The sequence below is a fragment of the Nonomuraea terrae genome, from assembly GCF_004348995.1.
Classification (GTDB): Bacteria; Actinomycetota; Actinomycetes; order Streptosporangiales; family Streptosporangiaceae; genus Nonomuraea; species Nonomuraea terrae.
The window spans coordinates 18,507-31,437 of record NZ_SMKQ01000013.1 but is presented as its reverse complement, the minus strand read 5'-3'; the positions used below and the strand labels follow the sequence as shown (position 1 = coordinate 31,437).

The 12,931-nt window shown below is 69.7% G+C and carries 14 protein-coding genes; 4 read left to right on the top strand and 10 right to left on the bottom strand.

Features of this window, described 5'->3' with window-relative positions; genetic code table 11:
* Window positions 1-152: 152 nt before the first annotated feature.
* On the bottom strand, window positions 153-563 hold the full coding sequence (locus E1286_RS07400; RefSeq protein ID WP_132610052.1) for a MerR family transcriptional regulator: 411 nt from the start codon (window positions 561-563) through the stop codon (window positions 153-155).
* Between the two features lie 151 nt (window positions 564-714).
* Between E1286_RS07400 and E1286_RS07395 the strand changes: the two genes are divergently transcribed.
* Window positions 715-2,142: an MDR family MFS transporter gene (locus tag E1286_RS07395; protein WP_132610050.1), complete on the top strand. Its 1,428-nt coding sequence runs from the start codon at window positions 715-717 to the stop codon at window positions 2,140-2,142.
* Window positions 2,143-2,347: 205 nt separating this feature from the next.
* Here the strand turns inward: E1286_RS07395 and E1286_RS07390 are convergent, their stop codons facing one another.
* Window positions 2,348-2,887 (bottom strand): DUF1062 domain-containing protein, encoded by a 540-nt coding sequence (locus tag E1286_RS07390; RefSeq protein ID WP_246074549.1) that lies wholly within the window; start codon window positions 2,885-2,887, stop codon window positions 2,348-2,350.
* 452 nt (window positions 2,888-3,339) lie between these two features.
* Between E1286_RS07390 and E1286_RS07385 the strand changes: the two genes are divergently transcribed.
* Window positions 3,340-4,236 (top strand): LysR family transcriptional regulator, encoded by an 897-nt coding sequence (locus tag E1286_RS07385; protein WP_132610046.1) that lies wholly within the window; start codon window positions 3,340-3,342, stop codon window positions 4,234-4,236.
* A 78-nt stretch (window positions 4,237-4,314) separates the two neighbouring features.
* On the opposite strand, the gene E1286_RS07380 is transcribed toward E1286_RS07385, so the two are convergent.
* From E1286_RS07380 to E1286_RS07360, 5 genes are all read right to left on the bottom strand, one after another.
* The gene (locus E1286_RS07380; RefSeq protein WP_132610044.1) at window positions 4,315-5,334 is read right to left on the bottom strand and encodes an MDR family NADP-dependent oxidoreductase; all 1,020 of its coding nucleotides are present in this window, start codon (window positions 5,332-5,334) and stop codon (window positions 4,315-4,317) included.
* Window positions 5,335-5,391: 57 nt separating this feature from the next.
* Window positions 5,392-6,135: an SDR family oxidoreductase gene (locus tag E1286_RS07375; RefSeq protein ID WP_132610042.1), complete on the bottom strand. Its 744-nt coding sequence runs from the start codon at window positions 6,133-6,135 to the stop codon at window positions 5,392-5,394.
* Window positions 6,136-6,244: 109 nt separating this feature from the next.
* The gene (locus tag E1286_RS07370; protein ID WP_132610040.1) at window positions 6,245-7,018 is read right to left on the bottom strand and encodes an oxidoreductase; all 774 of its coding nucleotides are present in this window, start codon (window positions 7,016-7,018) and stop codon (window positions 6,245-6,247) included.
* Between the two features lie 366 nt (window positions 7,019-7,384).
* Window positions 7,385-7,618, bottom strand: a complete 234-nt coding sequence (locus tag E1286_RS07365) for a hypothetical protein (protein WP_132610038.1) — start codon at window positions 7,616-7,618, stop codon at window positions 7,385-7,387.
* A gap of 15 nt (window positions 7,619-7,633) precedes the next feature.
* A complete protein-coding gene (locus E1286_RS07360) occupies window positions 7,634-8,116 on the bottom strand; it encodes a GNAT family N-acetyltransferase (protein WP_132610036.1) in 483 nt (160 codons plus the stop codon).
* Window positions 8,117-8,590: 474 nt separating this feature from the next.
* Between E1286_RS07360 and E1286_RS07355 the strand changes: the two genes are divergently transcribed.
* Window positions 8,591-9,388 carry a class I SAM-dependent methyltransferase gene (locus tag E1286_RS07355; protein ID WP_132610034.1) on the top strand — a complete coding sequence of 266 codons (798 nt, stop codon included), beginning with the start codon at window positions 8,591-8,593 and terminating at the stop codon, window positions 9,386-9,388.
* A 69-nt stretch (window positions 9,389-9,457) separates the two neighbouring features.
* Here E1286_RS07355 and E1286_RS07350 read toward each other — a convergent pair whose 3' ends face one another.
* Genes E1286_RS07350 through E1286_RS07340 form a run of 3 tightly spaced genes read right to left on the bottom strand, consistent with a single transcriptional unit; the run spans window position 9,458 to window position 11,495 of the window.
* Entirely contained in the window at window positions 9,458-10,264 is an 807-nt protein-coding gene (locus E1286_RS07350; RefSeq protein WP_132610032.1) for an ABC transporter permease, read from the bottom strand.
* Window positions 10,261-11,142 (bottom strand): ABC transporter ATP-binding protein, encoded by an 882-nt coding sequence (locus E1286_RS07345; protein ID WP_132610030.1) that lies wholly within the window; start codon window positions 11,140-11,142, stop codon window positions 10,261-10,263. Before E1286_RS07345 ends, E1286_RS07350 begins: the two co-directional genes overlap by 4 nt.
* Window positions 11,139-11,495 (bottom strand): hypothetical protein, encoded by a 357-nt coding sequence (locus E1286_RS07340; protein ID WP_132610028.1) that lies wholly within the window; start codon window positions 11,493-11,495, stop codon window positions 11,139-11,141. Before E1286_RS07340 ends, E1286_RS07345 begins: the two co-directional genes overlap by 4 nt.
* 171 nt (window positions 11,496-11,666) lie before the next feature.
* Between E1286_RS07340 and E1286_RS07335 the strand changes: the two genes are divergently transcribed.
* Complete coding sequence (locus E1286_RS07335; RefSeq protein WP_132610026.1) at window positions 11,667-12,833, top strand: ROK family transcriptional regulator; 1,167 nt, start codon at window positions 11,667-11,669, stop codon at window positions 12,831-12,833.
* Window positions 12,834-12,931 lie beyond the last annotated feature (98 nt).

The window sequence follows — 12,931 nt, the reverse complement described above, 5'->3', positions numbered from 1 at the left end:
ACGAACCCGCCACGCCAACGCAGCCGCGGTCCGCCGCGGCTCCGCGCGGCCGGCCCCAAGGCCGGCGTCACCCTCGTACACCCCGCGACCGGACCGGACTGGCCACCACTCCCCCAGCGTGAATCTCTCCAGCAGGGCGATGAGGGCACCGTTCAGATCACGCAGTCGCTCGCGTGCAGGCCTTGGAGTGCGGTCGGGGTCTCAGCTATGCGGCGGTAGGTGGGGCATTGGGTGAAGTCGTCGGCCGTGCATCGCATGAGGTGTTCGATCAGCGCCTTCGAAGCCGATATCTCCTGAAGTCTGCGTTCCAGTTCCGCGTGGTGCCGCTGGAGGAGTGTACGCCGCTCGGCCTGGCCGGAGCTGGTGAGGATCTCGCGGATCTGCTCCAGGCTCATCCCCGCCGCTTTGGCGCGAATGATGGTCATCACGCGGATGAGGTGGTCGTGCGTGTAGCGGCGGCGGCCGTTGACCCTGGCGGCGGGGGCCAGCAGGCCCATGGCCTCCCAATGCCGCAGGACGTGCGGGGCCAGGCCGAACCGCTCGGCGAGTTCCCCGATCCGCATCGAATCACTTGACTTCATGTTGACATTAACATGCAGACTTGCCTCCACGTCAAGCGATCACTGCTCACGGAGGCAGACATGTACGACGCCGTCATCGTCGACGGCGGCCCAGCCGCCGACCTGACCGCGCAGGCGGCGGGCTGAGGCCGCGGTGTCGACGAACCTCACAGAGACTCCGGTACGGGCGAGCAACGTACCGCTCGCCACGGCCGGCCTGCTGATCGGCATGCTGCTGTCGGTCCTGGACCAGACCGTGGTCGCCATCGCCCTGCCGGACATCGCCGCCGACCTGGGCGACATGAACGCGATCGGCTGGATCGTCACCTCCTACGTGCTGGCCTCGACCGCCATCGGGGCGCTCTACGGCCGGCTCAGCGACAGGTTCGGCCGTCGCACGGTCTTCACCACGGCCATCGCCGTCTTCGTCGCGGGCTCTGCCCTGTGCGGCCCGGCCCAGACGACGCCCCAGCTGATCGCCGCCAGAACCCTGCAGGGCGTCGGCGCCGGGGCGCTGTTCGTACTGCCCACGATCGCGCTGTCGGAGCTGTACCCGCAGCGGCTGCGCGGCAAGGTACAGGGCTTCACCGGCGGTGTCTTCGCCCTGGCCAGCGTGGGCGGGCCGCTCGCCGGTGGCGCCATCACCGACGCCTGGGGCTGGCGCTGGATCTTCTACGTCAACCTGCCGCTCGGCCTGCTCGGCATGGCGCTCACCACGTTCGCGCTGCGACTGCCCAAGGCGGGCGAGGACAGCAGGGTCGACCTGCCGGGGGCCGTGCTGATCGCGGGCGCGACGGTGAGCCTGCTGCTGGTGGCCGAATGGGGCGTGCGCACGTACACGTGGAACTCTGGCGTGATCCTCGCGCTGGTCGGGGCGGCGGTGTTGCCGGTGGCGCTGTTCGTGTGGTGGGAACGCCGCGCGGCCAACCCGCTGCTGCCGCTGCGGCTCTTCGCCGATCCCGTCCTGCGGGTGGCGCTGCCCGCCACCGCGCTGCTGGGCGCGCTGCTCGGGGGCTCGATCGTCTACCTGCCCACCTATCTGCAGGCCGCGTACGGCATGGGCGCCACCCAGGCGGGCCTGGCGCTCAACCCCTATGTCCTGACGTTCATGGCGGTCTCCTCGCTCGCCGGTGCCCGCATCGGCGAGAGCGGCCGCTTCAAGCCGTACCTCATCGCCGGATCGGCGATCGTGGTGCTGGCATTCACGCTGCTGAGCCGGCTCACCCCGGACACTCCCTACGTCGTGCTCGCCGCGGAGCTCGCGGTGCTGGGCGTCGGCTTCGGACTGCTGATGCAGAACCTGGTGGTCATCGCGCAGAACGCCGCTTCCCCGGCGGATCTGGCCGCGGTGACCTCCGCCGTGGTGTCCGTCCGTGGTCTGGGTCTCTCCTTCGGCGTGGCCGTCTTCGGCATGCTTCTCTCCCGCGAACTCGTGAACCGCGTCGCGACCCCCGCAGTGACCGCCGCGGCGATTCCCGACGTGCTGTTCTGGGACGCCCCGGCCGCCGCCGCACTGGTGGGGCTGATGGCCCTGCTGCCCCGGACGGTTCATCGCCCCGTAGCCGAAGGTCCAACCGCATGAGCGACCGGCAGACCATCGGAAGGCTGCCTCGACGACTACGTACAGACGTTGGTCGACGCATGCGTCCATCAGGGCGGTGATGGCGGCCCGCTCCGCGCACACCGTGGCCGGTCCAGCGGTGGCTCCATGCCACCGGAGCCGCCGCTGGACGGGGCGTATTTCGCACGGATGGTTGAGGGGATCGCGCGCCGCGGCTACGTCCTCGCTAGTCCCCGGCCATCACGGTGAAGGTGAACCCGGAGCTCGTCGGACGGCGCAGCGGAATGTCGCACTTGATCCGGCGCAGCACCTCGTTCCTGCTGAGGCCGAGCCCCTGCGCGACGAGCCGCTCCGGGCGCAGCGGCACCGAATCCTCGAAAACGACCTCCACCTGGACCGGCCATGCCTCGTCGAGCCATGCCGACGGGGTGTCCAGCCGCCAGGCCCCCTTCCAGTCCAGGGTGAAGCGGTTGCGCCGGGCGAGCAGCGGATCCAACAACCTGGACGCCACCAGCTCCGGATCGTTGGCGTGGTAGCCGTCGAGCTCGGCCGGATCGAAGGAGCTGACCGGCGTTCGCTCGTGCACGGTGAGCTTGCTCGTCCGATCGCAGGACACGCAGCGGACCAGCAGCCACACGTCCAGCAGCTTGCGGTTGGCGTTGACGCGGAATCTGCCCTCGCCGGTGGTGGCCGACTCCGACCGGCAGTCCACGCATCGCAACGACAGCAGCGGCAGCCGGGTCCGACGAACGACCCAGGGCAGCACAGTATGAGGTTGTGAAGACATGATCTCTCTAGACCTGACACGAGACCGATTGCGCGCGGCCTCGAACGCTGGATGACCGGGCGCACACGGGCAGCCCGTCAGAGCCGACGAGAGGGTCGGCTTGAAGGTGAGCGGAAGAAGGTGTCAGATCTGAAGAGCAGGCGGGGTCACGCGGTTTGTCCTCTGTCCTCACTACGACGGTGCCGCAGGCAACCTACGGGAACGCGGAAGCAAGGCTCAATCGGTTTTCCGGCGGCGGTGGCCCTGTCGCTTGAGCTCACCCCAGCAAGTCCGTAACCGGATGGCCCGAGTGCATCGCGCGGTCCGGCCCGCTTCGGTGCTGACGCAGGAATCAGTTCCGATCCTCCTCGCGTTGCACCGGCTGACTTACGCGATGACGACGATGACGACGAGGTGGACCGCGGTCCATCGCAGGGAGGAGACGGGAGCCGATGAGCCTTCGTCAGTTCGAGTACGCCCTGGCCGTCGCCGAGCAGGGCTCGGTGACGGCGGCGGCGGAGCTGCTGCACGTCGCTCAACCGTCGGTGTCCCAGCAGATCCGCGGCCTGGAGCGGGAACTCGGCGTGAAACTGTTCACCCGCACGCCGACCGGACTGGTGCCCACCGTGGTCGGCCGCGCGTTCCTGCGGGAGGCGGAGGTCGCGGTGAGCGCGTCGCGGCGGGCGAGGGCGACGGCGCGAGCCGGTGCCGAGGAGTTGGTGGGCGAGCTGGTGGTCGCGGCGCAGATGGGCTTCGGCACGCGGCAGTTGCCTGGCGCGCTGGGCGCGTTGCGTCGCCGCTTCCCGCGGCTGGAGGTCACCGTCTTCGAGGAGCCGAGCTCCGCCGAGCTGGAGCGGCTGTGCCGCCGGGGGGTGCTGGACCTCGCCCTGATGGCGGCGTGCGAGCGGTCCCCCGCCGACGCCCACCACCTCGGCGACGAGGAGTTCGTCGTGGTGCTGGGCGCCGGGCACCGGCAGCTCGCCGCGGACCGGGTCGAGCTGCGCGAATTGGAGGGGGAGCCGTGGGTGAGGTTCGACCGCGAAAGCGCACTCGACGGCGTGCTGCTGAACGTGCTGCGGGACAACGAGCTGACCCCGACCACGGTCGCCCGCGTGTCCCAGACGGCGACGGCCGTGCGCTGGGCCGCTCACGGGCTGGGGGTGACGCTCGTCCCGGCCTCCGCGGTGCCCCCCGGTCACGAGCACCTCGTTCGCCCGGTGTTCCCGGTCGTGTCCCAGCCCGTCATCGCGGTGGTCCGGGCCGCCGCGGGCCCGGCGGAGACGGCCCTGCTCGAACTCCTGCGTCAGGAGGCCTGGTACAATACCGCCTCCTTCTCACCGGTGTCCTGACGGCCGCAAAGGGAGTGCCGGGCCGCCGGTGCAGTGGTCTTCGCCCGATGACCCGTTCTCCGACGAGCTGCGGCTCGCCTACCTGGCGAGCCGCACGATGACGTTGCCGCGGTGCACTCCGGCGAGGAGCTCGTCCTGGGCGGTGATGGCGCGCTGGAGGGTGCCTTCGAGGAGCGTGTGCGCGAACCTGATCCGGCCTTCGGCGTACCACTGGGCGTAGTGGGTGTTCCAGGCCTGGACCTGGTCGGGGGTGTGCCCGGTGGTGAAGGGCCGGATCTGCACCTCGCGGACGATCGCGGTCATGATGTCGAGGCGGGGATGCCCGCCGTCGCCTCCGCCGACCTGTCCGGCGAGGGTGCCGCACAGCGCGAAGCGGGCGCCGAACGCCGTGTGCCGGAGTGCTGCTTCGAACGGGGAGCCGCCGATGGTGTCGAAGAAGGCGGTGATCCCGTCGGGGGCGAGCTTGGCGAGCCGGTCGTCGAGGTCCTCGTTGCGGTAGTCGATGGCGGCGTCGAGGCCGAGCTTCTCGACGAGGAAACGGGTCTTCTCGGGTCCGCCGGCGATGCCGATGACGTACGCGGCGCCACGCGCCTTGGCGATCTGCGCGGCCATCGACCCGACGCCGCCGGCGGCTCCGCTGACGAGGACGACGTCCCCCTCACCGACGGCGGCGATGTCGACGATGCCATGGTAGGCGGGCACGCCCTGGTTGAGCAGGTACTCGGGACCGGGGAAGACGCCGTCGGGCACGGGGAACGCCTCGCCCGGCCCCAGGATGCTCTCCTCGCGCCAGCCCGACATGTGCAGCACGACGGTTCCCACCGGCAGGTCGTCGGCACGTGACTCGACGACCTTGCCGATCGCGGTGCCGTAGATCGGCTCGCCGACCCGGAAGGTGGGCACCGGGATCTGGGTGGTCTCGAACATCAGGTCGCCGCTCGCCGCGATCACCTGCTGGAACAGGTTCCGCACCCGCACCTGGCCGGCGGCCGGCTCCTGCGGGGGAAGCGTGACCACGTCGAGCAACGAGCTGGGCGGCTGGGCCAGATCCGTACGATGCGCGCGCAGAACGACGGCGGACGATCCCTGGACGGTCATGATGAAACCTCTCGTTCGGTCGTGGTCGGGCCTGAGCCCATGGACGGCAGGGCCGGCTCAGAGCTGGGTAGCGCCTCCGTCCACGACGAGCTCGGCGCCGGTGGTGTAAGTGGCGTCGAAGGCGAGGAATGCTGCCGCCCTGGCGACCTCGTCGGGGGTGCCGAAACGCCGCATGGGATTGTCCGCGACCCGCTGCGCCTTGAACTGCTCGGCGGCCTCCTCGCTCATCGTGTTCTCCAGGATTCCCGTGTCGATGGGACCGGGGCTGACCGCGTTGACACGGATTCCGCGCGGAAGCAGCTCGCGGGAGAGGGTGCGGGCCATCGAGCGCAGCGCCGCCTTGCCGGCCGCGTAGACACTGATCTCCGGCATGCCGATGACGTTCGCGATCGAGGTGGTGAGGACGACGCCGGCGCCCGTGCTCAGCAGCGGCGCCAGCTTCTGCACGGTGAAGTAGGCGCCCTTGACGTTGATCGCGAACAGCTCGTCGTACATCTCCTCGGTCGTCGACTCGAAGGGCGTGAGGGGTGCGATGCCGGCGTTGACGAACAGGGCCTCGATCGTGCCGAGTTCGCCCTTGACCCGGTCAGCCAGAGCATCAAGGTCGGGCAGTGAGGCCACATCGCCCCGCACGGCCACCACGTTCTTGCCGAGCCGCTCCCGCGCGGCGTCGAGCGTGGACTGAGAACGACCGTTGATCACCACGCGGGCTCCGCCGTCCACCAGCAGTTTCGCCATCGCGAACCCCATGCCGCTGCCGCCGCCCGTGATCACTACATTCTTGTCGCTGTACTTGTCCATGCCAGACTCTTTCGTTCTTTCAAGATTCGGTGATGTGTGCCGGATTTTCACTTCGGCGCGACTCGATAAGTTCTTCCGTCGAAAATGGCGTTCTGGAATGCCGTCGGCGTCAACCCCTGGGGAATTCGCCGCCGTCCACGACGAGATTGCTGCCGGTCAGCCAGCTCGCCCGGCCGGACACGAGGAACAGCACCGCGTCGGCGATGTCGTCGGGCTGACCATCACGCCCCAGCGGCACGGCGGGGTTGTCCTGGCCTGTCGGCGCCGCGTCCAGGCGCGCCCACTGCTCCCGCGTTGCTTCGCCGCCGGGAGTGGCGACCCTGCCAGGACTCACGGTGTTGACCCGGATCCCGTACGGGGCGAGCTCCAAGGCCAGTCCCCGGCTGTAGTTCTCCAGCGCCGCCTTCGCCGCCGTGTAGTGCAGGAACGGTCCTACCGAGGTGGGCGCAGCGGCCGAGGAGACGTGCACGATCATCCCCGAACGCCGTTCCCGCATCTCCGGTGTCAGCAGGGAGTCCAGCCGCACCGACGCCAGGTAGTTCAGGTCCAGCGCGTCCTGCCACTCCTCGTCGGGGATGGCCGAGCTGTCCTTGTGCGGTCGCGCCCCACCCGCGTTGTGGACCAGGATGTCCACCCCGCCGAGCGCCTCGCGCGCGGCCGCGGCGACCGCCTCGGCTCCAGCCCGTGTCCGCACATCGGCCGCCACGAAGGTGGCCCCCTCCGGCACCGTGCTCTTCGCCGACCTGGCGGTCGTGAGCACCTCGGCGCCCGCGTCCAGGAGCCGGCGCACGACGGCCGCTCCGATTCCGCGGGAACCGCCCGTGACCAGGGCCCGCTTTCCCGCGAGTTCTCGCGTTCCCGATCCGCTTCCGATCGTGGTCATGCCACCGGCCCTTTCCGTCGCGTGTTCGTCCGCTCGACGAAAAAGAATCGACGTGCGCAGAGCGCGAATCTTCGGAGAAATCGCGGTGAGCACCTCGTCGAGCTCTTTTACGGTACGTCCGGAAAAGAACGAGACACAAAGACGAAATGTCAGCAGGCGCCATAGGGAATGCCTATGGCGCCTGGCCCCTCCGCCAGTGACCGGCGCAGGAAGCGGACCGACGCGGATGGGACGCCGACGAGGAGATCGGTACCGTCCTGACTCATCTGTGGGGCAGCGAGCGCGCCACGGTCTTGGCCTCGGGCCACGCTGGAGAGCCAGACCGGGGCCGAGACTGATCCACCCGTCCTCCCGGCGGGTGATCTCCTACCCGAGCAGCCGGCTCCAGCATTCGGCCGGCAGCTCGAGGCCGGCTACGTCGATGACGACCCCGCCGAGACGCAGCGCCGCGCCGCGCTCGGGTCGCGAACGTCGAGGTTCATACGCCCACCGCCTGCCGAGCCCAGCCGACAGACCCGAGAAGGGCACCGAACGCCGGGCGAGTGCCTGCGGGTCGAGACCCGAGCACTTCAGCGCCGGGCGCAGGAAGGCGCCGAGCATGGCCCGCGGCGTGTGTCACGCGCCCGGCCGGCCGGTGGTCGCGACGGCGAGGAGCTCCTGCAGCCCGGCTTTGACGGCCGGCCATTCCGGGGCGATCACGGAGAACAAGGCCGAGTCCCGCAACAGGCCTTCCTCACCTGGCGCCCACGAGGGCGACCACCTGCGCAGCACGCCCTCGAAGTGCGCGCCGAGGCGCTCGATCGCCCGGCGCGACCGCTGATTACGGGCATCGGTCTTGAGGTCTACGCGGGTCACGCCCAGCACCTCGAACGCCCTCCCGTCCCGCACGCGCACCTGTGCGAAGGGGGTCAGCCCTGGGCGGTCGAGCTGGGCCTGCAGACAGGATCGCATCTCATTGGCACGGGGGACCACGGTGAAGTCGTAGGAGGAGCGGTCCTCTTCGGCTGCGCGCGCCAGATCCGGGGCGTGCCTCATCGCGAGCGGCTCCAGTCGCACGCTGGATCCGGACAGCACGGGAACGTCGAGCCGAGCGTTCATGAGATCAGTGGCCTTCCTGTTTGAGGACGTGCGGGAGGAGGTCGCGGCTCAGCAGCCCCGCGACCGCCAGGCGGCGGAGCTGTCGGCCCCGTCGGCGAGCCGCCGCCTCTCCCGGCCCTCGTCGTTCCACCGCCACGTCGCCGAAGAGGTCACCGGAAAGGGAGCCTCACCCGGCACGTCGATGGACGGTGTGCCACGACCGCGCGGCTGCCAGGGCTCCTCAGGAGAGCCCGCCACCTGTGTGATCGGCTCCCCCGGCCATCCCACCAGCGGCAGAACGGCGGATGCCGGCAAGCGTCACAACCGAGAGGCGAATCAGGATGTCTCCTGTCGAATGGCGTTCTCTGCATCAGCACCCCCTCGGCCTCCTGCCCCGGTGAACCTGCGTCGGGTCGCAACGTCCCAGGTCGGGGCATCCGGCCAGAGCGGGAAACACAGGTGACAGCGGCGTTGCCGCACCGTCAGGATCGGATCATGTCCCGCGATCTTCGGCTGCGAGCCACCTTCGACCGAGCGGCTGCCACTTATCAAGACGCACGTCCCGACTATCCGGCCGAGCTGTACTCCGACCTGCTCGCGATCACCGGGGCCACGCCACCCGCGCACCTGCTCGAAGTCGGATGCGGCCCGGGGAAAGCCACGCTGCCGTTGGCGCGGAGGGGCTTCCGGATCACCGCTGTCGAAATCGGCGCCGCCCTCGCGGCCGAGGCCCGGCACCGCCTCGCCGAATTCTCCGACGTCTCCGTCATCACGTCGTCATTCGAGGAGTGGGCGCCCCCGGCGGGGGCCCGCTTCGAGCTCGCCTACGCGGCCACGGCGTGGAAGTGGGTGGACCCGGAGGTCAAGTACGCGAAAGCAGCCGGCCTTCTCACCCCGGGCGGCCACTTGGCTGTGTGGAACGCCGACCACGCGATGCCGGCAGATTTCGACCCGTTCTTCACCGAGATCCAGAAGGTCTACGAGGAGATCGGCGAAGGCCACGGCGGCCCGTGGCCACCGCCACCACCCGAGGACCAGACCGACCCCGTCGCCGCCGAGTTCGACGCCTCCGGGCACTTCACGGTGGTCGGGACGAAGCTCTATGTATGGGCATCGCGCTACACAGCTGATGAATACATCGCCCTGCTGGAGACGTTCTCCGGCCACATCGCCATGGAGCCGGCCAAGCGCGAACACCTCTACCAGGAGATACGCCGCCATCTCGCCGTACGCCCGGACGGACGTCTCACCCGTCACTGGTCGGTCGTCCTCACCGTCGGCCGACGCCTGTGACGTTGCAACAGGGAAGCGAGAGACAGAGCCCGATCACTGGACACTCCCTGCCGGTCGACCATCCGGCTCTCACATGATGTCTCGCCGCAGCGGGGCTGCCACGGCGACGGCAATCGCGATCAGGGCGTAGCAGACCAGCACGGCAGCACCTGCCGGCGCGGACAGCAGGTGGGCCGCGGAGGTACCGGTCTGGCCGGCCAGGGCGTCCGCCAGATAGGTGAAGCCGGTCAGTGCGGCAGTGGCTCCGCCCGGGAGATAGGGATAGAGCTCTTTGATGCCCGGGATGAGCATCAGCACGGTCTCGATCATGTAGAAGTAGGCGCCCACAGCGACGAGGGCGGTCACCTGGTTGCGGAGGAGGGCGCCTACGGCGACGCCCAGCAGGGTGTAGACCGCCATGGTCAGGGCGATGCGGGCCAGCAAGGCCGCGACCGTGACGGTCGGCAGGCCAAGCGTGATGCCCTTGAGCACGGCCACGCCGAAGAGAGCGCCGCCGGCCACGATCGCGGCGACAGCGCCGTAGGCGAGCCCAGCCCCGGTGTAGACCGCCAGCTTGGCCGCCAGCCAGGTCCAGCGTCTGGGAGCGAACAACGTCGTGGTGGTGATGGTCCGATGCCGGTATTCCGAGGACACGGCGACGGTGCCGAGCAGAGCGGGGGCGAAGACCGTGCAGCCGAGCAGGCCCAGCAGCACGTGGGTGCCTTGGGCGGTGTCCAGGCCGGGCAGCGGAGGGGTGAAGTTCTCCGGCCCGGCGAGTGCGAGCAGGCCGACGAACGCTCCGCTGCCCAGCGCGGCCAGCAGACCCCACAGCCAGAGCCTGGTGCTGGTCAGGCGCGTCCACTCCGCGGCCAGGAGCGCGGCCGGCAGCGCGGTCATCGGGAACCTCCGGTGAGGTGCAGGAATACTTGTTCGAGGGTGGGTTGTTCGCGGGTGATCTCGCGCAGCGTGACACCGTGGGAGGCCGCTGCGGTGGCGACCTGTGCGGTGCTCAGGCCGTGGATGCGCAGGAGATCCGGTCGCGGACGTTCTACCTGGACCCCGCTCTCCATCAGTTCGGCGGCGAACCGGTCCGCTTGCGCGCAGCGGACCAGCACGGTGGCTGAGCCGTACAGGCCGGTGACGGGTCCGGTGGTGACCAGCCGCCCGTCGCGGATCACCACCACGTGGTCGGCCATGTGCTCGATCTTGCCGAGCACATGGCTGGAGATGAGGATGGTGCGGCCGTCGGCGGCCAGCTCGCGGAGGAAGTAACGCAGCCAGGCGATGCCTTCGGGGTCGAGGCCGTTGCTCGGTTCGTCCAGCAACAGCACTTGTGGATCACCGAGCAGCGCGGTGGCCAGGCTGAGGCGCTGCCTCATGCCGGTGGACAGGATGCGCGTGGTGCGGCCGGCGAAGGCCGACACCCCGGTCAGGTCGGCCACCTGATTGACCCGGGCCGTGCCGTACCCGCCCATGCGGGCGTAGACCCGCAGATGGTCGCGGGCGGTGTGAGCGGGGTGGAAGCCGGCGCTGTCCAGCACGGCTCCGACGGTGGCCGACGGGTGAGGCAGGTCGGCGTAGCGGTCGCCGCCGAACGTGGCGGTGCCGGAGGCCGGCGCGACCAGGCCCAGCATCATCCGCATCGTGGTGCTCTTGCCGGCGCCGTTGGGCCCCAGGAATCCGGTCACGCTGCCGGCCTCGACCTCGAAGCTGAGGTCGGTGACGGCGGTGATCGGCCCGAACGCCTTGGTCAGGCCGCGCACCTCGATGTTCATGCCGTCGCCGCGATCAGCCGGCGGTGAAGGTGTGCGGCGTCGGGAACGCTGAGGATCAGCTCGTCGTGGTGCGACGCCCGGCTCTTCAGGACGATCCGCAGGCCGCTGACCTGCCGGCGGGCGGCGACCAGACGCTTGACCCCGCTCAGAGACGTCCAGGTGCCGATCTTGATGACGCCGGAGACGAGCAGGCCGTAGCGCACGCCCGTGGCAGCTCCAAGCGGCCGGTCGAGCAGGTCCACCTCGGCGATCTGGGTCAGCGGCACGCTCACGGAGCCGGTCCTGGTGAACAACCGCGTCCACGGGGCGAAGTGGACCGTCAGCATTTCCCGGTGGATCTCTATCTGCAGCATGATGCGCCCTCCTAGTTCGATCTGTTCTATTAGTTATATATCAGATCGAGCCTGGGTGCGCAGCCGGCCCTTGCCCGCGACAGCAAGGTCCTGATCAGAGCGACAAGCGGCACGCCCCCACCCTGTAATTCAATTCTTGACAGAATTAATTAATGCTTCTACGTTACGATCATGTTTCAGCCGCCGACGTTCACCCGGGGTTCCATCGGTAGCCCCGCGGAGGCCACCGTGATCACCACCGTCCTCACCCGCGGGCCGATCTCGCGCGTCGACATCGCCCGGATGACCGGGCTGTCGCAGGCCGCGGTGACCAAGGCGGCACGGCCGTTCATCGACGCCGGCTACATCGAGGAGCTGCCCAACCGCGAGCGGGCGGCGACCGGAGCCGGCCGGCCCGCCAGCCCGCTCGCCGTCCGCGCCGACCGGGAGTTCTTCGTCGGCATCAAGATCACCTCTGACGAGCTGATCGGCGTGGTCACCGACCTGCGGGCGCAGATCCTGCACTCCCGGCACCGCGCGCTGGACTCCCACGTGTTCGACCACGTCGCGGCCCAGATCGTCGACCTGGTCGGCGACCTGCTCGGGCAGAACGCCGCCTACCGCGAACGGACCCACTGCATGGGGGTGGCCTTGTCGGGCGACGTGGACCGGGCCTCGGGCAAGGTCCGCTACTCCCCCTTCATCGGCTGGAACGACGTCGAGCTGGCCGCCCACCTCACCAGGGCGACCGGCCTGATCACCACGCTGGAGAACGACGTCAAAGCCCTGACCGTGGCCGAGCAGTGGTTCGGAGAAGGTGTGGACACGGCGTCTTTCGCGCTCGTCACGGTGGGCGCCGGGATCGGCTGCGGCCTCGTCGTCGGCGGGCAGGTCGTCTCCGGCGCGTACGGCGTGGCCGGCGAGATCGGGCATGTCCCGGTGGCCGGTGGAGGACCGCCGTGCCACTGCGGTGGGCGGGGCTGCGTCGAGGCCATCGCCTCCACCGAGGCCATCGTGGCAGCCTCCCGCCTTGCCGCCGGCCGCGACCTGACCATGGAGGACGCCGTCGCCCTGGCCCGCGGCGGCCACGAGGGCGTCCGCGAGGTCTTCGCCCGTGCCGGGCACGCCATAGGGCTGGGGCTGGCCGCCATGGTCAACCTCGTCGGCCCGGAGCGCGTCGTGGTCTCGGGCGAGGGCCTCGCCAACTACGACCTGTTCGAGGAGCAGATCCGGCAGACCTTCGTGGCGCAGGCGTTCGCCGCCGCCGCGAACTGCCCGCTCACCATCCGGCCCCTGCCCTTCGAGGCATGGGCGCGGGGCGCCGCGGCGGTCGCCGTGCAGACCCTGTTCACCCTCTGACCCCTACGTCCGCCCTGTCCCTTTCCATCGCGCTGTCCGCCCGCCCGGCCTGTTCGGCCGGCGCAGTGATCACCATCATCCCGCCGGCGGTGACTCGT

What these genes read in the sequence shown, in the direction of transcription:
- E1286_RS07400 (WP_132610052.1), bottom strand. Translation starts at nt 563, where the DNA reads ATGCGGATCGGGGAACTCGCCGAGCGGTTCGGCCTGGCCCCGCACGTC.
- E1286_RS07385 (WP_132610046.1), top strand. Translation starts at nt 3,340, where the DNA reads ATGAGCCTTCGTCAGTTCGAGTACGCCCTGGCCGTCGCCGAGCAGGGC.
- E1286_RS07380 (WP_132610044.1), bottom strand. Translation starts at nt 5,334, where the DNA reads ATGACCGTCCAGGGATCGTCCGCCGTCGTTCTGCGCGCGCATCGTACG.
- E1286_RS07375 (WP_132610042.1), bottom strand. Translation starts at nt 6,135, where the DNA reads ATGGACAAGTACAGCGACAAGAATGTAGTGATCACGGGCGGCGGCAGC.
- E1286_RS07370 (WP_132610040.1), bottom strand. Translation starts at nt 7,018, where the DNA reads ATGACCACGATCGGAAGCGGATCGGGAACGCGAGAACTCGCGGGAAAG.
- E1286_RS07365 (WP_132610038.1), bottom strand. Translation starts at nt 7,618, where the DNA reads ATGCTCGGCGCCTTCCTGCGCCCGGCGCTGAAGTGCTCGGGTCTCGAC.
- E1286_RS07360 (WP_132610036.1), bottom strand. Translation starts at nt 8,116, where the DNA reads ATGAACGCTCGGCTCGACGTTCCCGTGCTGTCCGGATCCAGCGTGCGA.
- E1286_RS07355 (WP_132610034.1), top strand. Translation starts at nt 8,591, where the DNA reads ATGTCCCGCGATCTTCGGCTGCGAGCCACCTTCGACCGAGCGGCTGCC.
- E1286_RS07350 (WP_132610032.1), bottom strand. Translation starts at nt 10,264, where the DNA reads ATGACCGCGCTGCCGGCCGCGCTCCTGGCCGCGGAGTGGACGCGCCTG.
- E1286_RS07345 (WP_132610030.1), bottom strand. Translation starts at nt 11,142, where the DNA reads ATGAACATCGAGGTGCGCGGCCTGACCAAGGCGTTCGGGCCGATCACC.
- E1286_RS07340 (WP_132610028.1), bottom strand. Translation starts at nt 11,495, where the DNA reads ATGCTGCAGATAGAGATCCACCGGGAAATGCTGACGGTCCACTTCGCC.
- E1286_RS07335 (WP_132610026.1), top strand. Translation starts at nt 11,667, where the DNA reads ATGTTTCAGCCGCCGACGTTCACCCGGGGTTCCATCGGTAGCCCCGCG.